This is a genomic window from Streptomyces sp. ISL-36, from assembly GCF_018614205.1.
Lineage (GTDB): Bacteria > Actinomycetota > Actinomycetes > Streptomycetales > Streptomycetaceae > Streptomyces.
In genome coordinates, this window is sequence record NZ_JAGGOS010000001.1 from 15,129 (window position 1) to 39,701 (window position 24,573).

The 24,573-nt window shown below is 71.9% G+C and carries 25 protein-coding genes; 12 read left to right on the forward strand and 13 right to left on the reverse strand.

Annotated features, from left to right (window positions below; all coding sequences use genetic code 11):
- Window positions 1-16: 16 nt before the first annotated feature.
- Entirely contained in the window at window positions 17-247 is a 231-nt protein-coding gene (locus J7E93_RS00070) for a DUF4287 domain-containing protein (protein WP_215064852.1), read from the reverse strand.
- Between the two features lie 101 nt (window positions 248-348).
- On the opposite strand from J7E93_RS00070, the gene J7E93_RS00075 reads away from it, so the two are divergent.
- Entirely contained in the window at window positions 349-678 is a 330-nt protein-coding gene (locus tag J7E93_RS00075) for a hypothetical protein (protein WP_215064854.1), read from the forward strand.
- Between the two features lie 110 nt (window positions 679-788).
- Here J7E93_RS00075 and J7E93_RS00080 read toward each other — a convergent pair whose 3' ends face one another.
- From J7E93_RS00080 to J7E93_RS00090, 3 genes are all read right to left on the reverse strand, one after another.
- On the reverse strand, window positions 789-1,631 hold the full coding sequence (locus J7E93_RS00080) for a hypothetical protein (RefSeq protein ID WP_215064913.1): 843 nt from the start codon (window positions 1,629-1,631) through the stop codon (window positions 789-791).
- 464 nt (window positions 1,632-2,095) lie between these two features.
- Complete coding sequence (locus tag J7E93_RS00085; protein ID WP_215064856.1) at window positions 2,096-3,316, reverse strand: acetyl-CoA C-acetyltransferase; 1,221 nt, start codon at window positions 3,314-3,316, stop codon at window positions 2,096-2,098.
- A 209-nt stretch (window positions 3,317-3,525) separates the two neighbouring features.
- Window positions 3,526-4,581 (reverse strand): SGNH/GDSL hydrolase family protein, encoded by a 1,056-nt coding sequence (locus J7E93_RS00090; protein WP_251065803.1) that lies wholly within the window; start codon window positions 4,579-4,581, stop codon window positions 3,526-3,528.
- A gap of 104 nt (window positions 4,582-4,685) precedes the next feature.
- Here J7E93_RS00090 and J7E93_RS00095 point away from each other — a divergent pair, with 104 nt between their 5' ends.
- Entirely contained in the window at window positions 4,686-6,083 is a 1,398-nt protein-coding gene (locus tag J7E93_RS00095; protein WP_215064858.1) for a cystathionine beta-synthase, read from the forward strand.
- 416 nt (window positions 6,084-6,499) lie between these two features.
- On the opposite strand, the gene J7E93_RS00100 is transcribed toward J7E93_RS00095, so the two are convergent.
- Complete coding sequence (locus J7E93_RS00100; protein WP_215064860.1) at window positions 6,500-6,931, reverse strand: hypothetical protein; 432 nt, start codon at window positions 6,929-6,931, stop codon at window positions 6,500-6,502.
- 95 nt (window positions 6,932-7,026) lie between these two features.
- Between J7E93_RS00100 and J7E93_RS00105 the strand changes: the two genes are divergently transcribed.
- Window positions 7,027-7,887, forward strand: coding sequence for a MurR/RpiR family transcriptional regulator (locus tag J7E93_RS00105; protein WP_251065804.1), 861 nt, complete (start codon window positions 7,027-7,029; stop codon window positions 7,885-7,887).
- Between the two features lie 18 nt (window positions 7,888-7,905).
- Here J7E93_RS00105 and J7E93_RS00110 read toward each other — a convergent pair whose 3' ends face one another.
- The 7 genes from J7E93_RS00110 to J7E93_RS00140 all read right to left on the reverse strand — a co-directional run bounded on the left by J7E93_RS00110 (window position 7,906) and on the right by J7E93_RS00140 (window position 13,511).
- Window positions 7,906-8,277, reverse strand: a complete 372-nt coding sequence (locus J7E93_RS00110) for a hypothetical protein (protein WP_215064864.1) — start codon at window positions 8,275-8,277, stop codon at window positions 7,906-7,908.
- A 101-nt stretch (window positions 8,278-8,378) separates the two neighbouring features.
- Window positions 8,379-8,813 carry a roadblock/LC7 domain-containing protein gene (locus J7E93_RS00115; protein WP_215064866.1) on the reverse strand — a complete coding sequence of 145 codons (435 nt, stop codon included), beginning with the start codon at window positions 8,811-8,813 and terminating at the stop codon, window positions 8,379-8,381.
- On the reverse strand, window positions 8,813-9,571 hold the full coding sequence (locus J7E93_RS00120) for a transcriptional regulator (RefSeq protein WP_215064868.1): 759 nt from the start codon (window positions 9,569-9,571) through the stop codon (window positions 8,813-8,815). The genes J7E93_RS00115 and J7E93_RS00120 overlap by 1 nt, the downstream gene beginning before the upstream one ends.
- Complete coding sequence (locus J7E93_RS00125; RefSeq protein ID WP_215064870.1) at window positions 9,568-10,098, reverse strand: hypothetical protein; 531 nt, start codon at window positions 10,096-10,098, stop codon at window positions 9,568-9,570. Before J7E93_RS00125 ends, J7E93_RS00120 begins: the two co-directional genes overlap by 4 nt.
- 136 nt (window positions 10,099-10,234) lie before the next feature.
- Window positions 10,235-11,593 carry an APC family permease gene (locus J7E93_RS00130; protein WP_215064871.1) on the reverse strand — a complete coding sequence of 453 codons (1,359 nt, stop codon included), beginning with the start codon at window positions 11,591-11,593 and terminating at the stop codon, window positions 10,235-10,237.
- A gap of 101 nt (window positions 11,594-11,694) precedes the next feature.
- A complete protein-coding gene (locus tag J7E93_RS00135; protein WP_215064873.1) occupies window positions 11,695-12,159 on the reverse strand; it encodes an SRPBCC family protein in 465 nt (154 codons plus the stop codon).
- 23 nt (window positions 12,160-12,182) lie between these two features.
- The gene (locus J7E93_RS00140) at window positions 12,183-13,511 is read right to left on the reverse strand and encodes a diaminopimelate decarboxylase (protein ID WP_215064875.1); all 1,329 of its coding nucleotides are present in this window, start codon (window positions 13,509-13,511) and stop codon (window positions 12,183-12,185) included.
- A 139-nt stretch (window positions 13,512-13,650) separates the two neighbouring features.
- Between J7E93_RS00140 and hutU the strand changes: the two genes are divergently transcribed.
- The 7 genes from hutU to J7E93_RS00175 all read left to right on the forward strand — a co-directional run bounded on the left by hutU (window position 13,651) and on the right by J7E93_RS00175 (window position 22,319).
- Window positions 13,651-15,315 carry a urocanate hydratase gene (gene hutU, locus J7E93_RS00145; protein WP_215064877.1) on the forward strand — a complete coding sequence of 555 codons (1,665 nt, stop codon included), beginning with the start codon at window positions 13,651-13,653 and terminating at the stop codon, window positions 15,313-15,315.
- 17 nt (window positions 15,316-15,332) lie between these two features.
- Window positions 15,333-16,523, forward strand: coding sequence for an allantoate amidohydrolase (locus J7E93_RS00150; protein ID WP_215064917.1), 1,191 nt, complete (start codon window positions 15,333-15,335; stop codon window positions 16,521-16,523).
- Window positions 16,514-17,878: a formimidoylglutamate deiminase gene (locus tag J7E93_RS00155; protein WP_215064879.1), complete on the forward strand. Its 1,365-nt coding sequence runs from the start codon at window positions 16,514-16,516 to the stop codon at window positions 17,876-17,878. Before J7E93_RS00150 ends, J7E93_RS00155 begins: the two co-directional genes overlap by 10 nt.
- A 17-nt stretch (window positions 17,879-17,895) precedes the next feature.
- Window positions 17,896-19,146, forward strand: a complete 1,251-nt coding sequence (gene hutI, locus J7E93_RS00160; protein ID WP_215064881.1) for an imidazolonepropionase — start codon at window positions 17,896-17,898, stop codon at window positions 19,144-19,146.
- Between the two features lie 154 nt (window positions 19,147-19,300).
- On the forward strand, window positions 19,301-19,891 hold the full coding sequence (locus J7E93_RS00165; RefSeq protein ID WP_215064883.1) for a hypothetical protein: 591 nt from the start codon (window positions 19,301-19,303) through the stop codon (window positions 19,889-19,891).
- Between the two features lie 126 nt (window positions 19,892-20,017).
- A complete protein-coding gene (locus J7E93_RS00170) occupies window positions 20,018-20,707 on the forward strand; it encodes an aspartate/glutamate racemase family protein (protein WP_215064885.1) in 690 nt (229 codons plus the stop codon).
- A 121-nt stretch (window positions 20,708-20,828) separates the two neighbouring features.
- Window positions 20,829-22,319, forward strand: a complete 1,491-nt coding sequence (locus J7E93_RS00175; RefSeq protein WP_215064887.1) for an endonuclease/exonuclease/phosphatase family protein — start codon at window positions 20,829-20,831, stop codon at window positions 22,317-22,319.
- 74 nt (window positions 22,320-22,393) lie between these two features.
- Here the strand turns inward: J7E93_RS00175 and J7E93_RS00180 are convergent, their stop codons facing one another.
- Window positions 22,394-23,308, reverse strand: coding sequence for an RNA polymerase sigma factor SigF (locus tag J7E93_RS00180; RefSeq protein WP_215064888.1), 915 nt, complete (start codon window positions 23,306-23,308; stop codon window positions 22,394-22,396).
- A 210-nt stretch (window positions 23,309-23,518) separates the two neighbouring features.
- Here J7E93_RS00180 and J7E93_RS00185 point away from each other — a divergent pair, with 210 nt between their 5' ends.
- Together J7E93_RS00185 and J7E93_RS00190 are read left to right on the forward strand one after the other, a co-directional pair.
- Window positions 23,519-23,902 (forward strand): STAS domain-containing protein, encoded by a 384-nt coding sequence (locus J7E93_RS00185; protein ID WP_215064889.1) that lies wholly within the window; start codon window positions 23,519-23,521, stop codon window positions 23,900-23,902.
- Window positions 23,903-23,992: 90 nt separating this feature from the next.
- Window positions 23,993-24,490: an ATP-binding protein gene (locus J7E93_RS00190; RefSeq protein ID WP_251065806.1), complete on the forward strand. Its 498-nt coding sequence runs from the start codon at window positions 23,993-23,995 to the stop codon at window positions 24,488-24,490.
- Window positions 24,491-24,573 lie beyond the last annotated feature (83 nt).

Here is a 24,573-nt window from a genome sequence, read left to right on the forward strand (position 1 = left end):
GCGGACCCCACGGAGGTCAGAGCAGCCGGCGGGCCGCTCGGCGGAGGTCGTACTCGTGGATGATCGCCTTCGCGTGGCCGTACGAGAGCTCGTGTTCGCCCCGGAGCCAGCTGACCTTCTCCTCGAAGCGGACGAGGGAGGGGCCTTCCTCGACGGTGCGGAGCCAGTCGGAGACTTCACGACCGGTGCAATGGGGGATACGGGCGAGCAGATTGCGGTGGGTCTCTTCGGAGAAGACGTGGGACATTCGGCGCCTCCGGACGCGTATTGCCGTGTGCTCCTTCCCGTCACCGTGCCCGAGCGCGGGCCCGTTGGCAACAGTCCCCGGACGGCGCATAGGGTCGCGGAGTGCTTGATACGAGTGAACTGACCGCCGCCGTCGAGCGGTTCGCCGACCGCCTCAGGGCCGCCCCGCAGAGCCGCCTCCAGCGCGGCGCCGCCGCCGAAGGACTGGCGCTGGCAAGGGAATTGGCACTTCGGGCGCAGCGGATCGAGGAGCCGGAGGGGTCCGCGCGGATCATGCCGGACGCCGGTGTCTTCACGGTCGCCGACCAACTTGTGGTCGCAGGAAACGATCTGGCGGAGATTCTGCGAACGGCCCCGGCGGGCTCCCGGGAACGGGAACTGGGCGAGGCCGTGGATCTCGTACGGGAGGCGGCGGGGCGGGCGGGTCTGTAGCCCGGGGGGCCGGTCTTGAGGGCCTGTCGCCGGGACTGCCTCCAAGGGCTTGGCCCTTGGGTCCCCGGGCCGGGGGCCGGTGCGGCGGCCCGTGAAGGCCGCTCACGGGGTCAGAGAGACGCGATCACGCGGTCGGCGAGGATGTAGACGCTCCCGTCCTCCGCGTCCCCGCAGGAGAACGTCAGGGCGTACGCGCCCGAGACACCCGAACCGCCCAGCAGGACCGGCGCGTGGCCGGCGCGCAGAGCCTCCGCGAGACGCTCCGCGGTCTCCCGGTGACCCGGCGTCATGCAGAGCGTGGTGCCGTCGGCGAAGACGTACACGTCGAGCGTGCCGAGCGGGCCGGGGCGTACGTCGGTCAGCGCCGTCCGCGTCTCGGCGAGGTCCTCCAGGCGCGCCACCGTGCGCTCATGGTCGGTGACGACGGGTGTCTGGACCGGGACGAAGTCCGGGTGCGACGGGTGCCGGCGGCGGGCCGCCGCGAGCTCCGGGGAGTCCTCGGCGTACTCGGTCAACTCCGGCAACTCGTCCAGGACGCTGTCGGTGCCGACGCCGTCCAGCGCGGCGGCCTCGGCCTCCATCGCCTCCAGGGCCATGGCCTCCAGACCCGCGAAGTCGGCCTGGCGCGGCACGAAGTACGGACCGTCCTCGGCCGGCCCGGCCAGGCCGCCGAGCGCGGACGGGGCGTCGGCGGCGTCCCGGGCCTCCTGCGCCGCCCAGAAGGCCCGCGCCTCGGCGAGCTCGCGCTCGCGCTCCTCGGCCAGCGCCTCGGCGACGGCGGCGCGTATCTCGGCGGCCGGAGTCTGGCGGGCCTGAGGGACGGACACCCCGTGCGCGACAGCCAGTTCGCTACGGAGAGCGGTGACCTGCTTACGGAGACCGTGGGCAGCGTGCAGGGCGGCGGCGCCCACGGCCGTGGCGGCGGCCGTGGTCACCAGCAGGGCAAGAGACATGGCGCTCACTGACGTACTCCCGATTCCGAGTCGATCCCCCGACTTCCTACATCAGCTTGTCCTGGGAGTGCGCGTCCTGTCAGTGCATTACGTCACGAAATGGACAGGTATTTGTGCCGGGTGTTTAGTCCTGGAACTGCCGTGACCTGGGGGAACGGTCTCCCTAGGGATGTAGGTCACATCCTGGGGGAGATTCGGTCACGGCTCGGACGCGGGACGGTTGGGATCCGCGTCAGAAGTCCATGGGAGCGCTGCCGCTACGGCTCAGCTCAGCCGCTCGGTTCTTCGGTCGCGCTGAGCTTCGCCACCGCTGCGGGCAGGTGCCGCCCTCGTTCCTCGGGCGACCCCTACCCTCCGCTACGGCTCAGCTCAGCCGCTCGGTTCTTCGGTCGCGCTGAGCTTCGCCACCGCTGCGGGCAGGTGCCGCCCTCGTTCCTCGGGCGACCCCTACCCTCCGCTACGGCTCAGCTCAGCCGCTCGATGACCATGGCCATGCCCTGGCCGCCGCCGACGCACATGGTCTCCAGGCCGAACTGCTTGTCGTGGAACTGCAGGCTGTTGATGAGCGTGCCGGTGATGCGGGCGCCGGTCATGCCGAAGGGGTGGCCGACGGCGATGGCGCCGCCGTTGACGTTCACCTTGTCCAGGTCCAGACCCAGCTCCTGGTAGGACGGGATGACCTGCGCGGCGAAGGCCTCGTTGATCTCGGCCAGATCGATGTCGCCGATCGTCAGGCCGGCGCGCTGGAGGGCCTGCTTGGAGGCCTCGACCGGGCCGAGGCCCATGATCTCCGGGGAGAGACCCGAGACGCCGGTCGACACGATCCGGGCGAGCGGGGTCAGACCCAGCTCGCGCGCCTTCGTGTCCGACATGATCACGAGCGCGGCCGCACCGTCGTTGAGCGGGCAGCAGTTGGCCGCGGTGACCAGACCGTCGGGGCGGAAGACCGGCTTGAGACCCTCGACGCCCTCCAGGGTGACGCCGGCGCGCGGGCCGTCGTCGGCGGAGACGATGGTGCCGTCCGGGGTCGTCACCGGGGTGATCTCGCGCTCCCAGAAGCCGTTCTTGATGGCCTGCTCGGCGAGGTTCTGCGACCGTACGCCGAACTCGTCCATCTCCCGGCGGCTGATGCCCTTGAGGCGCGCCAGGTTCTCGGCGGTCTGACCCATGGCGATGTACGCGTCGGGCACCAGGCCGTCCTCGCGCGGGTCGTGCCAGGTGGAGCCCTCGGAGGCGGCGACGGCGGCGGTGCGCGCCTCGGCCTCGGCGAAGAACGGGTTGTGCGTGTCCGGCAGCGAGTCGGAGTTGCCCTTCGCGAAGCGGGAGACCATCTCGACACCGGCCGAGATGAAGACGTCGCCCTCGCCGGCCTTGATCGCGTGCAGCGCCATGCGGGAGGTCTGCAGCGAGGAGGAGCAGTAGCGGGTGATCGTGCAGCCGGGGAGGTGGTCCATCCCCATCTGCACGGCGACGATACGGCCCAGGTTGTTGCCCTGCTCGCCACCGGGGAGGCCGCAGCCGAGCATCAGGTCGTCGATGTCGCGCGGGTCGAGCTCGGGGACCTTGGCCAGCGCGGCCTGGACGATGGTCGCGGTGAGGTCGTCCGGGCGCAGGTCCTTCAGGGAGCCCTTGAAGGCCCGGCCGATGGGGGAGCGGGCGGTCGAGACGATGACGGCTTCGGGCATCACGGCTCCATGAGGGGTGTGCGGTGCGATTCTGGCAGGACTGAAGGGGAAGTTACCCGTACGTATCGCGGTGGTCACCGGCCTGACGGTGTGATGCGGGACTCTTTTCTAAGCGAGCGCTCAGTTGGGTAAGCGTTGCGGCCGACGTCGCGGTCTGCGTCGCGGCCCACGTCGGGGCCGTACTCCCGACGGTACGTCGCCGCCGTACCTCACGGGCGCGGCGAGTCCGCCGAGGACGACGGCGCCGGGTCCGGGGTGGTGGCCGCCGCCTCCGGAAGGCGCCGACGGCGCCGGTGCTTGAGCAGAGCCCACGGCGCCCGCGCGCCCGTGACCTCCGTACCCGCTTCCTTCACCGCCTCCGCCGCGGCCTTCGCCACCGGCAGCATGTTCTCGTGGCGGTCCGGCTCCAGGCGGTCCGTCTCCGGCCACACGCCCAGCACCGCGCACACCGTCGGCAGCACCGCCATCGCCGCCGTCGCGTACCCCTCCGCCGACGGGTGGTAGTTGTCCGCCCCGAACATCTCCCGCGGGTTCGCCGCGAACTCGGGCCCCAGCAGGTCGCCCAGCGACACCGTCCGCCCGCCCTGCTCCACCACCACGATCGTCTGCGCCGCCGCCAGCTGCCGCGACACCCGCCGCGCCAGCCACCGCAGCGGCTGGTACACCGGCTCGATCGTCCCCAGGTCCGGACAGGTCCCCACGACCACCTCGGCCCCCGCCGTCCGCAGCCGCCGCACCGCCGCCGCCAGATACCGCACCGACTCCGTCGGCGACATCCGGTGCGTCACGTCGTTCGCGCCGATCATGATCACGCACGCGTCCGGCGGCCCCGCCGGAGCCGTCAGCAGCAACGACACCTGGCGCTCCAGATCGTCCGACCGCGCACCGGGCAGCGCCACGTTCCGCAGGATCACCGGACGCTCGGCCACCGCCGCCAGCCCCGAGGCCAGCAGCGCTCCGGGCGTCTGACCCGCGCGGCGCACTCCCTGGCCCGCCGCCGTCGAATCACCCAGAAGGGCCAGCCGAAGGGGAGCCGTGGCAGGATCGGAGGCAGGACCCGTGCCACGCTCCGACGTGGCGAACGAGCGGCCGTACAGCCCCTCCGCCCCCGGGGGCAGCGGTGCCGCCCCGCCCCCCACCGACCTCTTCGCCAGCTGCACCTCGGCCAGGAGCACACCCACCGCAGCCACCCCGAGCAGCCCGATGCTCCCGCCTCCGTACGCCGCGCCCGCCGCGATCCGCCGTGCCACCCTCGCCCTCGACATGTGGGCAGTCACCTCCTTCAAGCCGTTCAGGATCTAACTGCCCCGTAACCCGCTCCGACTACGCATACGCTGGCTTCACCATTACGGAGACCCCGGAGATTACGGTGCAATTCCACGACTCGATGATCAGCCTCGTCGGCAACACCCCGCTGGTGAAGCTCAACAATGTCACCGCGGGCATCCAGGCGACCGTCCTGGCCAAGGTCGAGTACTTCAACCCGGGCGGCTCGGTCAAGGACCGCATCGCCGTCCGCATGATCGAAGCGGCCGAGGAGAGCGGTGCTCTCAAGCCCGGCGGCACCATCGTCGAGCCCACGTCCGGCAACACGGGCGTCGGCCTCGCGATCGTGGCCCAGCAGAAGGGCTACAAGTGCATCTTCGTCTGCCCCGACAAGGTGTCCACGGACAAGATCAACGTGCTGCGGGCGTACGGCGCCGAGGTCGTCGTCTGCCCGACCGCCGTCGACCCCGAGCACCCCGACTCGTACTACAACGTCTCGGACCGGCTCGTCCGTGAGACCCCCGGCGCCTGGAAGCCCGACCAGTACTCGAACCCGAACAACCCCCGTTCGCACTACGAGACCACCGGCCCCGAGCTCTGGGAGCAGACGGACGGGAAGATCACCCACTTCGTCGCCGGCGTCGGCACCGGCGGCACCATCTCCGGCACCGGCCGGTACCTGAAGGAGGCCAGCGGCGGCGCGGTCCAGATCATCGGCGCCGACCCCGAGGGCTCGGTCTACTCCGGCGGCTCCGGCCGGCCGTACCTCGTCGAGGGCGTCGGCGAGGACTTCTGGCCCACCGCCTACGACGCGACCGTCACCGACCGGATCGTCGCCGTCTCCGACAAGGACTCCTTCCAGATGACCCGCCGCCTCGCCAAGGAGGAGGGCCTGCTGGTCGGCGGCTCCTGCGGCATGGCGGTCGTCGCCGCCCTGGAGGTCGCCCGGGAGGTCGGCCCCGACGACATCGTGGTGGTCCTGCTGCCCGACTCCGGCCGCGGCTACCTCTCCAAGATCTTCAACGACGAGTGGATGGCCGACTACGGCTTCCTGGAGGACACCTCCTCCGCCAACGTCGCCGATGTCCTGCGCCACAAGGAGGGCGGCCTGCCCTCGCTCGTCCACATGCACCCCGAGGAGACGGTCGGTCAGGCCATCGAGGTGCTGCGGGAGTACGGCGTCTCCCAGATGCCGATCGTCAAGCCGGGCGCCGGACACCCCGACGTCATGGCCGCCGAGGTCGTCGGCTCGGTCGTCGAACGCGAGCTCCTCGACGCGCTGTTCACTCAGCGGGCCTCCCTGGAGGACCCGCTGGAGCGCCACATGAGCGCGCCGCTGCCGCAGGTCGGCTCCGGCGAGCCGGTCGCCGACCTGATGTCCGTGCTGGGCGCTGCGGACGCGGCGATCGTGCTGGTCGAGGGCAAGCCGACCGGTGTGGTGAGCCGTCAGGACCTGCTCGCCTTCCTCGCGGGCGGCGGTGCCAAGGGCGTCACGAAGTAGCCCGCCTCCGGTTCGCTCGGGGGCTGTTCGGGCGTTCGCGCAAACGGTACGAGCGCGACACGTAGCCGCAGCACCCGCTTAACACGGGTCCGGCACATTGGTCGTTGTCGGCGTCAAGGACAACGGAGCGGCTCCCGGACCTCCTACAGACGCCGCGGACGCGGAGACCGGCCCTGACCCGGGCCCGTGTCCCCCGCGGGGACCGCCGTCGTCCCGCCCCCCAGCGATGGGGGTGCGGCGGTCCCCGCGTATTTTTTTGCGGCTCGGTTCGCCTCCGGGCGCCTTGTGCGGGCGTCGACGGTCGATCGTGCTCGGTCCCTCGTTCCTCGGGACCTGTGCGCGTTCTCCCTTTCGACGCCCGCGGCGCCCTTCGGCTCACTCGCCAGGCTTGGGGGGACCGAGACGGGCGCGCCGGTCTAGAAGCCGTTGTTGTCGTCGTTGCCGTCGCTGTCCGCAGGGCGATGCGGCAGGCGGCCCCGGAAGGCGTGGACGGCGTTGACGCCGACGATGCCGAGCCAGGTCACGATCAGGCCCTCCAGATGCGCCTGGTGGGCCGCGATGGCCGACAGGGGGACGGCGACGATCAGGGAGATGATCCCGAAGCCGAACCGCTCACCGAAGCCCTCGGCTGCCGGAGCCCGCTCGCCCCGGGCCACCGCGACCCGCTGCTCGGCCAGCCGGCGCCGTACCCGGCGGTCGACGGAGGCGTCCAGGCTCTGTTCCACCTTGCCGAGGAAGGACTCGATCAGGGCGGACTCGTACTCCGTGCCCAGCTCGCGGCGGGCGTGCAGCGTGGCGTCGAGCTCGTTCTTCAGCTCGTCCGTGCGGGCGGAATCGCGGGTGTCCATACTCGCCACCGTAGGGAGCGCCGGACCCGTACGTCAGTGGGGCTATCCCCCGTTTCCTTGCCCTGCTGCATATCTTCATGCAGAGTTCGAGGTGGATGAATAAGCAGAAGGGGGACGGCGTGAGCGACAGCCCGGCCGGACGGCTGCAGGCGCTCTTCGAAGGGCACCGGCTGACACCGACACAGCGGCGGATCGCGCACTGCATGGTGCGGCGGGCCGGCGACGTGCCGTTCCTGTCCAGTGTGGAGCTGGCCGAGCTCGCCGGCGTGAGCCAGCCCTCCGTCACCCGCTTCGCCGTCGCCCTCGGCTTCGACGGCTACCCCGCGCTCCGCCGCCATCTGCGCGAGGTCGCGCCCGCCGCGCAGGCGGCGGGCGGCAGCGAGCACAACGAGTACCAGCAGGCCGTCCTCGCCGAGATCGAGAACCTCCGCCACCTCGCCGAGCTGCTCGCCGACCCCGCGCCCGTCGAGCGCGCCGGGCGGCTGCTCGCCGCCTCCCGGCCGCTGCTCGTGCTCGGATTGCGGGCCGCCTCCTCGCAGGCGCGCGGCTTCGCGTACTTCGCCGCCAAGGTCCACCCCGACGTCCGCCTCCTCGACGAGGGCGGGTCGATGCTCACCGACCGCGTCGACGCGGCCGTACGGGCCGGGGCCACGGCCCTGCTCTGCTTCGCGCTGCCCCGCCACCCCAGAGAGGTCGTGGAGGCCCTGGAGTACGCGCGGGCGGCCGGACTGACCGTGGTGACGGTCGCCGAATCGGCGTTCGCCCCCGTCGCCGCCCACAGCGACCTGCTGATCCCGGCGGCCGTCGGCACCGGCCTCGCCTTCGACACGGCCTGCGCGCCCATGCTGCTCGGCCGGGTCCTCCTGGAGGCGATGGCGGACGAACTGCCCGAGGCACAGGCGCGGCTCGAGGCGTTCGACACGAAGGCGGCCGTGCGCGGCCTGTTCGTGGAGTAGGCCGCGCACCGCGGCGGGTCAGACCTCCAGTTCCGACTCGATCCTCTTCAACTGGTGGCGGGCCATCGCCAGGTTCGCCCGCTCCTTGTCCAGGGCCAGGTACAGGAACAGACCGTTCGTACCGCGCCCTTTGAGCAGCCGGATCAGGTGGTACTGACCGCCGAGCGTGATCAGGATGTCCTCGATCTCGTCGCTGAGGCCGAGCATCTCCATCGCCCGGACCTTCGCGCGGACCACGTCCGTGTTGCCGGCGGCCGCCACGTTGAGGTCGAGCTCCTTGCTGCCTCCGATGGTGCCGAGGGCCATGCCGCTGGTGTAGTCGACCAGCGCGGCGCCGATGGCGCCGTCGATCGCGGTGGCTTCCTTGAGGGCGGTCTCGGTGTTCGCCATGGGTGTCGCACTTCCTTGTCGTGAGTGGCTCTCGTGAGCTCTCGTGAACAGCTCTTGTGAGTGGCTTGCGTGGGGCGTGTCCGGGTCGGTCCAGGTCTCTGTCAGTCCAGGTCCCTGCGTTCCAGCGCCCCGTCGACGAGCTCCCCTATCCGGGCGCTGGACCGCCGGGCCTCCAGGTGGAGCCGCCCGACGTTGATCCGGGGCTCCGCGAGCAGCGTCAGAACGGCCGAGCCGCCCGCCGCGTACGTGGCGACATAGCCGTGCTCGCCGCGCACCAGCAGTTCGCGGAAGCCGCCCTGTCCGGTGGATTCGGTCAGCCGCTGTCCGACGCCCAGCGCGGCCGCGGTCAGCGCCGCGACGCTCTCCGCCTCGCTGTCGACGGCGTCCCGCGCGAGCACCAGGCCGTCCGCGCTCGCCGCCAGCGCCCCGGTGAGCTGCGGCAGTCGGGCCCGCAGCCGTCTCAGCTCGCCGAGTACCTCGGCCTCTGCCGACATCAGTTGTCTCCTCTCGGCGCGCATGCGCAGGGCACGCCTCATCACAGGCTTGCCTCCAGGGCGTCTCGGAGCCGGCGCAGCAGGGCGATGTCCGGATCCGCGGCGACCTCGCCGACCCAGGAGGGCACGGCCCGCGGGGCTGCCGGTACGGGTTCGAGCGGGGTCTCGACGAGGCCGGCGGCCGCGAGGCGGCGCACGTCGAGCAGGGTGTGGAAGGCGGGGCGGCCGAGCCGCCGCGCGATGTCCGCCGGGGTGCGGACCCCGTCGGCGGCGGCCAGCAGCACACGTTGGCGCGGGGTCACGCTCTGGCCGGGAGCGGCGGGGCGGGGCAGCACCGGGGCGGTGTCCACGGCCCCGTACGGCCATACGCTGTCGAGCAGTTCACGGCGGCGTACGGTCTCGCGCTCGACGGCCTCGGTGGAGACCGGCCGCACCGTGCCGAGCCAGTGGCCGACGCCGTAACGGAAGCGGGTCGGGCCGCTCGCGGGCGCGAGGGCGAAGAACGCCGCGTCGAAGACGGCCCCGAGATGGCAGATCTCCAGCTCGCCGTCGCGCAGCCGGCCGCTGTCGACCAGGAACCGGCCGACCTCGCGGCGCGCCCCGGCCCGGTCGACGGCCTCGTCCCACCCCTCGCGGGGCAGGCGTCCGCCGGCGGTCAGGAGGACGTCGAGGCCGGGGGCGGCGGGGCTCTCGGCGTGCACCACACGGCCGTCGACGAGGTAGAGCGTGCCGTGGTCGCGCAGCAGGGCGCCGGTCGCGCACTCGGCGGCGAGGCGGCCGAGCATGGGGGAGACGGTCATCCGAGGACCAGCTTCTCGGCGAGCTCGCGCAGCCGGATCCGGGCGAGAGCGAGGTTGCCCCGGTCGCGGTCGAGCCACAGGTGGAGGAAGACGCTGCTGTCGAAGGCCGTCTCGACGAAGCGGAGGATGTGGTACCCGCCGCGGGTGGTGACGATGACGTCCTCGACGGGCGGCCCCTCGAATCCCTCGACGGCCGGCCCCTGCCCCTCGGGCGGTCCGTCGGACAGGGCGCCCCCGGATGAGGCGCCCCCGCGTAACGCGCCCCCGGACAGGGCGCCCCCGGGTAACGCGCCCTCGCGTGACGCGGCCCCGTGCGGCGCGCCGGGTGCGCTGTCGCGCGCGAAGGAGTCGTACTCCGCCGCCGCGCGCGCCAGTTCGGCCGTCTCCGCGGCGGTCGTCTCGTGGTCGCCGACCGGCGAGTCACCCGCCGTGCCGAGGGCGAGCCCGCTGGTCCAGTCGACCAGGGAGGCACCCCGCGCGCCCGGCAAGCTCATGGCTTCCAGCAGGCACTCGTCGATTCCGGGCACGCGGGTTCCCCTCCCGATGCGGCGTGCGGCTACGGCAGTGACCGTGACGTTACTCAACGTTCCGGTCCGGGGCAGGAGTTCTGGCATTTTCCACCGGAACATGCCCGGGGCTTGCCTGAATTCGACCCTCGGGAGGTCAGCCTTCCTGCCGGACCCGCAGGACGATCTTGTTGACGATCCACAGCCCGATCCCGATGGCGAGCAGGACGCCGGCCCGGATGTACACGTCCGCCGAGCGGTCCGCGAGCGGGCTGGCCAGGATCAGCGCGGTGATCGCGCCGAGGACGGGAAGCACCGTCGGCGTACGGAAGTGCGCGTGGTCCACCCGGTCCTTGCGCAGCACCAGGACGGCGACGTTGACCACGGCGAACACGCAGAGCAGCAGGAAGGCGGTGGTGTCGCCGAGGCCCTCGATCTCACCCGTGGACACCAGGCCGATCGCGAGCAGGGTGACGAAGACGATCCCGGTGAGGGGCGTACGGCGGTTCCTGAGGACCTTGCCCATCGCACGCGGCAGGACCCGCTCGTTGGCGAGGCCGTAGCAGAGCCGGGAGGCCATCATGATGTTGATGAGGGCCGAGTTGGTGACCGCGAACAGGGCGATCAGCGCGAAGAGTTTCGGCGGGAAGTCGACCCCGCCGGCCTTCACCACCTCCAGGAGCGGTCCGCTGGACTTCTCCAGGGTCCCGTGGTCCACGAGCAGCGAGGAGACGAGGGCCACCAGGACGTAGATGGTGCCGGTGACGGCGACCCCGGTGAAGATGGCCCGGGGGAAGGTGCGGACCGGATCCTGGGTCTCCTCCGCCATGTTGACCGAGTCCTCGAAGCCGACGAAGGCGAAGAAGCCGAGCGCGGTGGCGCCCAGCACGCTGGTCATCAGGGCGTATCCGCTGCCGGACGCCTCGAACTCGCCCAGCCGGGAGGGCTCCCCGTCGCCCGACAGGACGGCCCAGGCGCCGATCGCGAGGATGATGAGCAGGCCGGTCAGCTCGACCAGGGTGAGGACGACGTTGGTCTTCACGGACTCCGAGACTCCGCGCAGCGCGAGGCAGGCGAGGGCGACGATGAAGGCGATGGCGATGAGGGTGGGCGGGATCGCGTCCGTGAACTCCTGGAAGTAGTCCCCGCTGAAGGCGCGGGCCGCCGCGCTCGCGGACGAGAGCCCCGAGCACATCACCATGAACGCCACGATGAAGGTGAGGAAGGGGACCTTGAACGCCTTCTGCGTGTAGAGCGCGGCGCCCGCCGCCTTCGGGTACTTCCCGACGAGCTCGACGTACGACGCGGCGGTCAGCAGCGCGACGACGAAACCGATCACGAACGGCAGCCAGAGCGCGCCGCCGACCTTGCCCGCGACCTTGCCGGTGGTCGCGTAGATGCCGGTGCCCAGGATGTCGCCGATGACGAAGAGGATCAGCAGCTTCGGCCCGATGGCGCGTTTGAGCGGGGGCTGGGAGGGCTCGGTGGGTTCGGTGGTGGACGCGGATGTGGCCATGGGGACCCCTTTCCCGTTTGCCGATGGGAAGGTCCCTGCCCCGCGGGCGTCGGGCTGATGCCCACGGCGCTGTCACTCGTACGTCCGGTCGGCGTACGCGGTCAGCCCCGGCGCTCCACCGAGGCGGCCACGTCGTCCAGGTCCCTGGCGAGGGCCCGGCTCACGGCCTTGGCGCCGAGGCCGCTGACGAGCCTGGCCAGCGGGCCCATGGAGCGGCCGGCGGAGGGGCTCGCCGAGAACGTCATCCGTACCGTCGTCGCCCCGGCCCCGTCGGGGCGCAGCGCGATCTCCGAGACGTAGCGCATGCCGTGGGAGTCGGCCACCGTCACATAGCGGTCGGGCGGCTCGCTCTCGGTCACGGTCATCTCCTCCGTGGCCTCCTTGCCGAGCATCTTCCGCGTCTCGCGCCAGCGGGTGCCGACCCCGAAGACGCCCTCCGTGAGCACCTCGACCCGGCTCACCCCGCTGAGCACCCGCTCCATGTCCTTCAGGTCGGTCAGCGTCTCCCAGACCGGCCCGGGGGACGCCTGGATCCGGCGTTCGACGACGACGCTCTTGGTGGCCATGGCTCCACGGAACCACCGGGACGTCACTCCAGCAACGCGTCGGGCCGCTCCCCGCCGGACTCGGCGACGATCTCGTCGAGGGTCTGGGGCCTGCGGACCGTCGCGAAGGAGACCGCGCCGGCGTCGGTGACGGTGAAGCCGTGGACTCCGGGCCGGGGCAGGCTGTTGTACGCGTAGTGGTGGGCGAAGTAGTACGCGCCGGTGTCCGGTACGGCGATGATGTCGTCCGGCCGGAGCAGCGGCAGCGCCCGGGCGGTGGCGAGCATGTCGCCCGCGAAGCAGGCGGGCCCTGCCACGTCCTGGACGACGTCCTGCGGGATCTCCGGCCCGGTGCGGGGCAGCCCGGCCCCGTCGTAGGCGAGGACGCGCAGCGGCCAGGAGTCGGGGGCGTAGACGGTACGGGTGGCCACCTGCACGCCCGCGTGGGTGACGGCGATGGGGCGGGCGCCGGAGGTCTTCGTGTACTCCACGCGGGCCAGGATCGTGCCGTGCTTGGCGAGCAGCGAGCGGCCGAACTCGGTGACGAGGCCGTAGCGCCCGTCGAAGAGCCCCGGAGCGGTCGCGGCGAGCAGCTCGGCGTACTCCGCGTAGGTGGGCGTCTCCTCGTCGGAGACGAAGTTCACCGGCAGTCCGCCGCCGATGTCGATCGTGTCGACCTGCTGCCGGCCTGCCTTGGTGTTGATCTCCTCGGCGAGCGCGTGGGCGGCGGCGACGCCTTCGGCCATCAGGGCGAGCGGGATGCCCTGGGAGCCGGTGTGGGTGTGCAGCCTGCGCATCCACGGCCGGTCGAGGTAGGCCTGGACGACGGCCTCGCGGGCGCCCTCGTCGCGCAGTCCGACGCCGAACTTGGAGGTGGCGGTCGCGGTGGACAGGGCGCCGATCGTGCCCGCCCCGATCTGCGGGTTCACCCGCAGGCCGATCGGGCTGGCGGTCGGCGCGGAGGCGACCAGCGTGTCGATCCTGGCGAGCTCCTGGAGGTTGTCGGCGTTGACGGCGATCCCGAGGGCCAGGGCCCGGCGCAGCTCGGCGGCGGTCTTGGCGGGGGAGTCGAGCACGGTGCGGGACGGGGGGAGGCCGGCCGCCCGGGCGAGGGCCAGCTCGCCCGGGCTCGCGACCTCGACGCCGAGCCCGCAGGCGTACAGCAGGCGCAGGACGGGCACGAGGGGGGCGGCCTTCACGGCGAAGGCGTGCAGGACGGGGGCGTCGGTGACGGCGGCGAAGGCGGAGACGAGGGCGGCGGCGGAGGCGCGGATGCCGGCGGTGTCGAGGAGGGCGACGACGGGTTCGGCGGGGGAGAGGAGGCCTTGCTCGACGGCGGCCCGGACGGCTCGATCGCGGCGGTTGGAAGCCATGTGTCCATCCCATCACCGGCACGGGTGCAGCCGCAGCTGTTGACTACAACTATTCATCAGGCCAGGATGTGAATATCTACATCACATCGTCACGTCGTCATGGCGTCACATCGGAGAAGTTGCCGGAGGAGGCACCCCCATGTCAGGACCCCGCCCCGTACGGGCCCCGCGCGGTACGGAACTGAGTGCCCTGGGATGGCAGCAGGAGGCCGCCCTCCGCATGCTGCAGAACAACCTCGACCCCGAGGTCGCCGAACACCCCGACAAGCTCGTCGTCTACGGCGGCACCGGCAAGGCCGCCCGCGACTGGCGCTCCTTCGACGCCATGGTCCGCACCCTGCGCACCCTGAAGCAGGACGAGACGATGCTCGTCCAGTCCGGCCGCCCGGTCGGCGTCATGCAGACGCACGAGTGGGCGCCGCGCGTGCTCATCGCCAACTCCAACCTGGTCGGCGACTGGGCCAACTGGGAGGAGTTCCGCCGCCTGGAGCAGCTGGGTCTCACCATGTACGGCCAGATGACGGCCGGCTCCTGGATCTACATCGGCACGCAGGGCATTCTCCAGGGCACCTACGAGACCTTCGCCGCCGTCGCGGCCAAGAAGTTCGGCGGCACCCTGGCGGGGACGATCACCCTCACCGCCGGCCTCGGCGGCATGGGCGGCGCCCAGCCGCTCGCCGTGACGATGAACGACGGCGTCGCGATCTGCATCGACGTCGACCCGCGCGCGATCGAGCGCCGTATCGAGCACCGCTACCTCGACGTCAAGGCCGACAACCTCGCCCACGCCCTCGCGCTGGCCGTCGAGGCCCGGGACGCCCGCCGGCCGCTCTCCATCGGCCTGCTCGGCAACGCGGCGGAGCTGCTGCCGCAGATGCTCGCCGAAGGCGCCCCGATCGACATCGTGACCGACCAGACCTCGGCCCACGACCCGCTCTCGTACCTGCCGGTGGGCGTCGCCTTCGACGACATGGCGACGTACGCGGCGAAGGACCCGGCGGGCTTCACGACCCGCGCCCGCGAGTCGATGGCTCGCCATGTGGAAGCCATGGTCGGCTTCATGGACGCGGGCGCCGAGGTCTTCGACTACGGCAACTCCATCCGAGGCGAGGCCCAACTCGCCGGGTACGACCGGGCGTTCGCTTTCCCCGGCTTCGTGCCGGCGTACATCCGCCCGCTGTTCTGCGAGGGCAAGGGCCCCTTCCGCTGGGCCGCCCTCTCCGGTGAGGCCTCGGACATCGCCAAGACGGACAAGGCGATGCTGGAGCTCTTCCCGGAGAACGAGTCCCTCCACCGCTGGATCAAGATGGCCGGCGAGCGCGTCCACTTCCAGGGCCTGCCGGCGCGCATCTGCTGGCTCGGCTACGGCGAGCGGGACCGCGCGGGCGAGCGCTTCAACGACATGGTGGCCTCGGGCGAGCTGGCGGCCCCGCTCGCCATCGGCCGCGACCACCTCGACTGCGGCTCGGTGGCCTCCCCGTACCGCGAGACCGAGGCCATGCTCGACGGCTCCGACGCGATCGCCGACTGGCCGCTGCTGAACGCCATGGTCAACGTCGCGTCGGGCGCCTCCTGGGTGTCGCTGCACCACGGCGGCGGCGTCGGCATGGGCCGCTCCATCCACGCCGGCCAGGTCACGGTCGCCGACGGCACCCCGCTGGCGGGCGAGAAGATCCGCCGTGTCCTGACGAACGACCCGGGCATGGGCGTCATCCGTCACGTCGACGCGGGCTACGACATCGCGGAGTCGGTCGCGGACGAAAAGGGCGTGCGCGTGCCCATGCGCGAGGACGGCTCTGCGTGAGCGACACCTTCCACGCCATGTGGCGCTCGCTGCGGCCGATCGGCCGCAGCGACGCCTCGGGCGGCTACCGCCGCTACGCCTGGACCGGCGCCGACGCCGACTGCCGGCTCTGGTTCCAGATGCAGGCCGAGGCCCGCCGTCTGAACTACGAGGTCGACCGCAACGGCAACCAGTGGGCCTGGCTCGGCGACCCGACGGCCGGCGACGCGGTCGTCACCGGCTCGCACCTGGACTCCGTGCCCGACGGGGGCGCCTTCGACGGCCCCCTCGGCGTCGTCTCCGCCTTCGCGGCGCTCGACGAACTCCGCCGCCGTGGAGTGGTGTTCACCAAGCCGTTCGCCATCACCAACTTCGGCGACGAGGAAGGCGCCCGCTTCGGCCTGGCCTGCGTCGGCTCCCGCCTCACCGCCGGACAGCTGACCAAGGAGAAGGCGTACGAGCTCCGCGACGCCGACGGGATCAGCCTCCCCCAGGCCATGGAGGCGGCCGGCCTCGACCCCGAGGCCATCGGCCCCGACCCCGAGCGTCTCGCCCGGATCGGCGCCTTCGTCGAGCTCCACGTCGAACAGGGCCGGGCACTGGACCTGTCCGGTGACTCCGTCGGCATCGCCTCCGCGATCTGGCCGCACGGCCGCTGGCGGTACGACTTCGCCGGCGAGGCCAACCACGCCGGCACCACCCGCCTCGTCGACCGCCGCGACCCGATGCTCACCTACGCCGAGACCGTCCTCGCCGCCCGGCGCGAGGCCGAGTTCGCCGGCGCCGTGGCCACCTTCGGCAAGATCGCGGTCGAGCCCAACGGCGTCAACGCCATCCCGTCCCTCGTCCGCGGCTGGCTGGACGCCCGCGCGGCCGACCAGGGAGCCCTGGACCGGGTGACGGCCGGCGTCGAGACCGCCGCCCGCGACCACGCCGCCCGCCACGGCATCGACCTCACCGTCGTCCAGGAGTCGTTCACCCCGGTCGTGGAGTTCGCCCACGCGCTCAGGGACGAGCTGGCCGGGATCCTCGGGGAGAAGACCCCGATTCTCGGCACGGGCGCGGGACACGACGCCGGAATCCTCTCCGCCGCAGTCCCGACCGCCATGCTGTTCGTACGGAACCCCACGGGTGTCTCGCACTCCCCGGCCGAGTTCGCGGCCGAGGACGACTGCGTGGCCGGGGTCCTCGCACTCGCCGACGTACTGGAGGGCCTCGCGTGCGCGTGACGTACTGGCTGGAGCACGCCTGGCTCGACACCCACGTCGAGCCGGGCGTCGCCCTGACCGTGTCGAGCAGCGGCTCCGCCGGAGGCGCCGACGGCCGCATCGACGCCGTACGGACCGGGGTCGACGCCCCGCCGCCCGGCGCCGTCGCCCTGCGCGGCCTGACGATCCCCGGCCTCGCCAACGCCCACTCGCACGCCTTCCACCGCGCCCTGCGCGGCACGGTCCAGGTCGGCTCCGGCACCTTCTGGACCTGGCGCGAGGTGATGTACCAGGTCGCCTCGCGCCTCACACCGGAGACGTACCACGCCCTGGCACGGGCGGTGTACGCGGAGATGGCGCTCGCCGGCATCACGGCCGTCGGCGAGTTCCACTACCTCCACCACGCTCCCGGCGGCACCCCCTACGCCGACCCCAACGCGATGGGCGAGGCGCTGATCGCGGCCGCGGCCGAAGCGGGCATCCGGATCACCCTCCTCGACACGGCCTACCTGTCCTCCGGCTTCGGCGCCGCCCCCGACCAGCACCAGCTCCGCTTCTCCGACGGCACCGCCGACGCCTGGGCGGATCGGGTGTCCCAGCTCAAGGGCCGCGCGGGCGACGGCGTACGGATCGGGGCGGCGATCCACTCCGTACGGGCCGTCCCGGCGGACCAGCTCGCCACGGTCGCCTCCTGGGCCGCGGAACAGGGCGCCCCGCTCCACGTCCACCTCTCGGAGCAGACGGCCGAGAACGACGCCTGCCTCGCCGCCCACGGCCGCACCCCCACCCAGCTCCTCGCGGACCACGGCGTGCTCGGCCCGCGGACGACCGGCGTCCACAACACCCACCTCACCGACGCCGACATCGCTCTGCTCGGCACCTCGACGACGGGCACCTGCATGTGCCCGACGACGGAGCGCGACCTCGCGGACGGCATCGGCCCGGCGGTCGCCCTCCAGCGCGCGGGGTCCCCGCTGTCGCTCGGCAGCGACAGCCATGCGGTCATCGACCTCCTGGAGGAGGCGCGGGCCATGGAGCTGAACGAGCGCCTGCGCTCCCGCACCCGCGGCCACTGGACCGCCGCGGCCCTGCTCCGGGCCGCGACCGCCGACGGCCACGCCGCCCTCGGCTGGGACGAGGCGGGCCGCCTGGAGGCGGGCGCGCTCGCCGACTTCACGACGATCGCCCTCGACTCGGTCAGGACAGCGGGACCGGTGCCGCGTCTGGCAGCCGAGACGGCGGTATTCGCAGCGTCGGCCTCGGACGTCCGGCACACCGTCGTGGGCGGCCGTCATGTCGTGCGCGACGGGGTCCACGACTCCGTACCGGACGTGCCCCTGGCCCTCGCGGACTCGATCGCCGCCCTGCGCGGCTGAAGGAGACACCTCTCACCATGAACACGGGCCCCGCGGCGACGAACAGCCCGGCGGCGATCTCCGCCCCCACGAGCGCGAACAGCGCCGTGGCGACGGCCGCCACCGCCATCGTCAACATCGCCAGTCTCGTCACCAACGATCCCTCCCTCGGTGATGGAACCCCCCTGGGCCTGATCCAGGACGCGGCCGTCGTCATCGACGGCGACCGCGTGGTCTGGGTCGGTGAATCAAGAAAAGCACCCGCCACTGACAACCGGGTCGACGCGGGCGGACGGGCGGTGATCCCCGGGTTCGTGGACTCCCACTCGCACCTCGTCTTCGCGGGGGACCGCACCGCCGAGTTCAACGCCCGGATGTCCGGTCAGGCGTACGCGGCGGGCGGCATCCGCACGACGGTGGCGGCCACGCGGGCCGCTTCGGACGCGGATCTGGAGCGCAACGTCACCCACTACCTGACGGAGGCGCTCCGCCAGGGCACCACCACCTTCGAGACCAAGTCCGGCTACGGCCTCACGGTCGAGGACGAGGCCCGCGCCCTGCGCATCGCCGCCGCCCACACCGACGAGGTCACCTACCTCGGCGCCCACATCGTCTCTCCCGACTACGCCGACGACCCGGCCGGCTACGTCGCCCTCGTCACGGGCGAGATGCTCGACGCCTGCGCCCCGTACGCCCGTTGGATCGACGTCTTCTGCGAGAAGGGCGCCTTCGACGGGGACCAGGCGCGGGCGATCCTCACCGCGGGCAAGGCGAAGGGCCTGCACCCCCGGGTCCACGCCAACCAGCTCTCGTACGGCCCCGGTGTCCAGCTCGCCGTCGAGCTCGACGCGGCCAGCGCCGACCACTGCACACACCTGACGGACGCGGACGTCGACGCCCTCGCGCACTCCTCGACGGTCGCCACGCTCCTCCCCGGCGCCGAGTTCTCCACCCGCGCCGAGTGGCCCGACGCCCGCCGCCTCCTCGACGCGGGCGTCACCGTGGCCCTGTCCACGGACTGCAACCCGGGCTCGTCCTTCACCTCGTCCGTCCCCTTCTGCATCGCGCTCGCGGTACGGGACATGCGGATGACCCCCGACGAGGCCCTCTGGTCCGCCACGGCGGGCGGCGCGGCAGCCCTCCGCCGCACGGACATCGGCCGCCTCTCCCCGGGCGCCTTCGCGGACCTCTCGATCCTGGACGCCCCCTCGCACGTACACCTGGCGTACCGGCCGGGGGTCCCGCTGGTGAGCGAGGTGTGGCGCCGGGGAACGCGGATCAGCTCCTGAGGCCGCGCTCCCGGCTCATGGTCACGCGAGTGTCGAGAACCTGCCGTGGCTCGGAAGTCCCGCGACGCCGGAGAGACGCCGGAGAGCGGGATCGGTGGGAGCGCGGGCGAAATCAGGTGGCGCCCGTCGGCGAGGGCATGTGACGGTGCGGACCATGGGCCACTCCAGGGCGTACCCCGTCTTCGAAACGACCGACGCCGCGGAGGCGCACGCGCTTGCGACGCGCCTGTGCGGGTACCTGGCGCGGATCGATGACGACATGTGGGTGCAGGCCGAGCTGCGTACGCCCGGGGAGGCTCGCCGGATGGCCTCGATCGTGCCGGGGGCGGCCTTCGACCATGCGGAGGCCCGTCGGGATCCGGTGACCGGCGACTATCTGTCCTGTGACATTGACGTCGCGGCGGCGGACGAGGCCGAGCTGGAGGCGGAGCTTCCGCTGAGCATGTCGGCATGGGTGCCCCGAGGGGACGTCGAAAGGCCCTTCCTGAGCGCTGTCGGCACGATGTCGGCCTCGATGGACTGGCACGGTCTGTGGCCGGAGGACGCGGAGCGCGGTCTCGTGGGGTCGGCGCAGTACGACGGGGTTCAGGTCGTGTTCCACGGTGACGACCCCGAGCTGCTCCGGTGGACGGCTCTGCACACGGTGTTCGTGCACGTCGACAAACGGTGCGGTCCGGACCGGGCTCGGATGCTCGCCGCTCGGGTGGGTGGCGAGGTGCTGGGGGAGGCGCGGATCGGTTGGTGAGCCGCGTCCCGTGCCAGGACGGCGTCCCCGGCCGAGAGCTCACCGAGGCAGAGGCCGGCAGGGTCACCCCGAGGCCTGCCGAGGACCCTCGGTCGTCACCGGCCCCCTGCCCCTAGCCTGAGGCCCATGAAGACCATCGGCCTCATCGGGGGCATGAGCTGGGAGTCCAGCGCCGAGTACTACCGGCTTCTCAACGAGCTCGTCCGGGAACGGCTCGGCGGGCTGCACTCCGCGCGGTGTGTCCTGTACTCCGTCGACTTCGCCGAGATCGAGCGGCTCCAGGTCGCCGGAGAGTGGGAGAAGGCCGGCGACGTGCTCGCCACCGCCGCGCAGGGGCTCGAAGCGGCCGGTGCCGAACTGCTTCTCATCTGCACCAACACCATGCACAAGGTCGCCGACCAGGTGGAGCGGGCCGTCGAGGTGCCCCTGCTCCACCTCGGCGACGCCACCGCCCGTGCCGTCCGCGCCCAGGGCCTCACCACCGTCGGCCTCCTCGGGACGGCCTTCACCATGGAGCAGGACTTCTACCGCGACCGGCTCGCCTCCCACGGCCTCACCGTCCTCGTGCCCGGCGCCGACGACCGCGCCGCCGTGCACCGGATCATCTACGAGGAGCTGTGCCTCGGCGTCGTGCGCGAGGAGTCCCGGGCCACGTACCGGCAGGTCATCGACCGGCTCGTCGCCGCCGGTGCCCGGGGGGTGATCCTCGGCTGCACCGAGATCGAGCTGCTGGTGCGCCCCCAGGACAGCCCGGTGGTGATCTTCCCGACCACCCGGATCCATGCCGAGGCTGCGATCGTGGACGCCCTCGGCTGACAAGGGCTCAGGACGCCTCCTCCCAGCAGCCGGTCTCGAAGGATCGGCCAGGTGGGGATGGCCGGTCCGGTCGCCGGGCGGGTTAAGCTCCTGCGCCTTTCCTCCGACCGAAGGATCTTGAATGAAACGACTTGTGTGCCATCTCGCGGCGTTCTGCGCCGCCTTGTTCGCCGTGGTGGCTCTCCCGCCGGGCGAAGCCCGCGCGGCGGAGGCTTCCCCGCTCACGGCGGGGCACAAGTACGCCCTGCGCTCCGAGGCCAACGGCCTGTTCGTCGCCGCGGAGATCAACGACCCGGGCACTCAGGCGGGCAAGCTGCGGGCCCGCACGGCCGGCGGGCCGGAAAGCCTGGGCTCCTGGGAGAAGTTCACCCTGCACACCGACGACAAGGGGGTGACCGTCGCCCTGCGCTCCGAGGCGAACGGGCTCTATGTCACCACCGAGGTGAACTACACCGGCGGTTACGCGGGTCTGCTCCGCGCCCGGGGGACCACCCTCGGCGACTGGCAGAAGTTCCACCTGGAGGTGCAGTCGAACGGCACGTACGCCCTGAAGTCCAAGGCGAACGGCCTGTACGTGACCGCGGAGATCAACGACTCGGGCACGGACCAGGCCATGCTCCGCGCCCGCGGCGCCACCACGCCCGGTTCGTGGGAGCGCTTCACGCTCGTCGACCTCGACGCCCTCGGGGGCCCGGCCCGTCCCGCGCCCACGACGCCCGCCACGGCCGAGGACTTCAAGGTCATGTCGTGGAACGTCTGCGCCAACGCCAACGAGGCGTGCGGCAACAACCGTGTCACCGGCGATGTACTCGGCGACCAGATCGTGGCCCGGTTGGGAGGAGCGGCCGCCGACTACGACGCGCTCTTCCTCCAGGAGATATGCGAGAAGCACACCGGCGCCATCGAGGCCAAGCTGGAGGCGGCGACGAAGACCGGATGGCACGTCCGGTTCGCGCCCATCCAGTACGCCGTCGACGGCTCGACGGTCAAGGCCGCCAGGAGCTGCGCCAAGACGGGCACCGGCGGCGTCTACAACGTGGACCGGGGCGCGTACGGCATCGGCCTGGCCGTGCCCGAGGCGAGCACCTGGTCCAAGGCCTACGCGCTGACCTCGCCGGTCAACCGGACCGTCGGCACGACCTGGACGAGGATGGAGCAGCGCGCGGTCCTGTGCGCCACGATCGCGGCGCGTGCCGTCCAGTTCTGCTCGGCCCACCTCAGCTCCGGCCTGGCGACGGACGACGCCGACGGGACGTACCGCGTGAAGCAGGCGAAGGAGCTGGAGAGCATCGTGCACTCCGAGACCCCGGCCGGCTACCGCACCGTCTTCGGTGGCGACTTCAACGTCGTACCGCCGGACTCGACGGCGCCCGACGGCCCCAAGGAGGCCCTCACCGGCCTCTACGCGGCCGACCGCGAGTGCGACGAGGGTCTCTGGGCGGAGCGGCCCCGTGACGGCAGGACGACGAAGCCGCTCGACGGGCGCGAGATCAAGATCGACTACATCTTCGCCCCCGCCGCCGCCCAGATCGTCTCGTGCGGGGTGACGGCCGACGCAGGGTCGTCCGACCACTACCCGATCTCCGCACACGTGCGGCTGCCCGCCGCGTAGGCAGGCGACAACGCGGAAGGGCCCGTCCGTGGAGGAACGGGCCCTTTCCGCAAGGCGCTTGGGGGTGGCGGAGCTCACTCCTCCAGCGTCAGCCCCTTGCGCAGCCTGCCCAGCGTGCGGGAGAGCAGCCGGGAGACGTGCATCTGGGAGATGCCCAGTTCCTCGCCGATCTCCGACTGGGTCAGGCCGGCGACGAAGCGGAGGGAGAGGATCCGCCGCTCGCGGGACGGCAGCGAGGCGATCATCGGCTTGAGGGACTCGACGTACTCGATGCCCTCCAGGCCGTGGTCCTCGTAGCCGATCCGGTCGGCGAGCGCGCCCTCGCTGTCGTCCTCCTCGGCCTGGGCGTCCAGCGAGCTCGCGGTGTACGCGTTGCTGGCGGCCATGCCCTCGACGACCTCTTCGCGGCTCAGGCCGAGCTCCTCGGCGAGCTCACCGGCGGTCGGCGCGCGGTCGAGTCGCTGGGCCAGTTCGTCGCCGGCCTTGGCGAGGTCGAGGCGGAGCTCCTGGAGCCTTCGCGGCACGCGCACGGACCACGAGGTGTCGCGGAAGAAGCGCTTGATCTCGCCGACGATCGTCGGCATCGCGAAGGTGGGGAACTCGACGCCCCGGGAGAGCTCGAAGCGGTCGATGGCCTTGATGAGGCCGATGGTGCCGACCTGGACGATGTCCTCCATCGGTTCGCTTCGGGTACGGAACCGGGAGGCGGCGAACTTGACCAGGGCGAGGTTGAGCTCGACCAGGGTGTTGCGGACGTACGCGTACTCGTGGGTGCCCTCTTCGAGGGCGTCGAGCCGGGCGAACAGGGTCTTCGAGAGCGCCCGCGCGTCGAGGGGGTCGGCGCGGTCGAAGGGCCCGATGTCCGTGAGGCCTTCGGTGAGGTCCTCGGGAAGGCCTTCGGGCAGGCCGAGGGTGGGGGGCGGAGTTGCTGTCGACGGCGCGTCGTGGGTACGCGGAGCGTCGAGCCGGGGTGACATGGTCTCCTCCATCGTTTCTTCCTGCTGCGGTTTGCGGCGCCTCCAAAGCCGGCCGTGTCGGATGTTCCCTACTAGGCCTACCCGCTCGACCTGGCTCGTTGCAAGTGTCATTTGTCCTGTTTGCGAGGGTCTGTAGCGGTGTTCGGGTGCGCGAAGGAGTGTCGAACTTGTAGGGTGCGACGACGTCAACCGGCATCCGCGAGAGCGAGAAGAGGCACGGCCATGGACCGCCAGAGCATCGGCAGCACGCAGTCGGGACGGCTGCGCGTCGAGGTCCGGACCGTGGGGACGAGCGAGATCCTCACTCCGGTGGGTGAGCTCGATCACCACACCGCGGAGGTGTTGAGTGCGCCACTCGACGACGCGCTCGACGCGGGCCGCTCACGGCTCGTGGTCGACTGCTCACGCCTCGAATTCTGTGACTCCACGGGGCTGAACGTCCTGCTCGGCGCCCGGCTGAAGGCCGACGCCGCGGGAGGAGGGGTCCATCTCGCCGGAATGCGTCCGGTGGTGGCGAGGGTCTTCGAGATCACCGGTGCGGACGTCGTCTTCACCGTGCACGACTCGCTCGAGGCGGCGCTCTCCGACGGCTCCCCGACCGAGTGAAGGTGTTGGCTCGAAAAGGCCGGGCAGGAGAGCCCCGGTTTGGTCCGTTGTGTCGGGTGTATCGGTTGAATCGGTGAGGTGAAAGCGCTGATGGACACTGCTGCTGCCGGTGGCAGGGAGGCCGAGGGGTCGGTGCACCCCGTCGCGGGCGCAGCCGCCGATGCCGCCACCGGGGCCGATGTCGACGTACGGACGCTCGCGCTCGGTGCCACCAGTGGCACCGTTCCGCTCGCCCGTGACTTCACCAGATCGGCGCTCTACGACTGGGGCTGGCTGCCGGCCTCCACCGCCGACGCCAGGGCCGCCGCGGAGGATGTCCTGCTCGTCGTCTCGGAGCTGGTCACCAACGCGTGCCTGCACGCCGAGGGCCCCGAGCTGCTGCGCGTCCTGCGCCGGGCCAAGGTGCTGCGCCTGGAGGTCGCCGACCGCGGCGCGGGGCAGCCCGCACCCCGCACCCCGCACCGCTCCGGACGGCCCGGCGGCCACGGCATGTTCATCGTGCAGCGGCTCTGCCTGGACTGGGGTATCGAGCGCAGGCCCGGTGCGCCCGGCAAGACGGTCTGGGCGGAACTGGCCGCACCCGCGTAGGTTCTTCCGCCGCCTCCGCCCGAATCGGCCCTCGTCCCTCGTACGGTCGGAACCCGCTGCCCCCTGGTATGCGACGGGGCGGC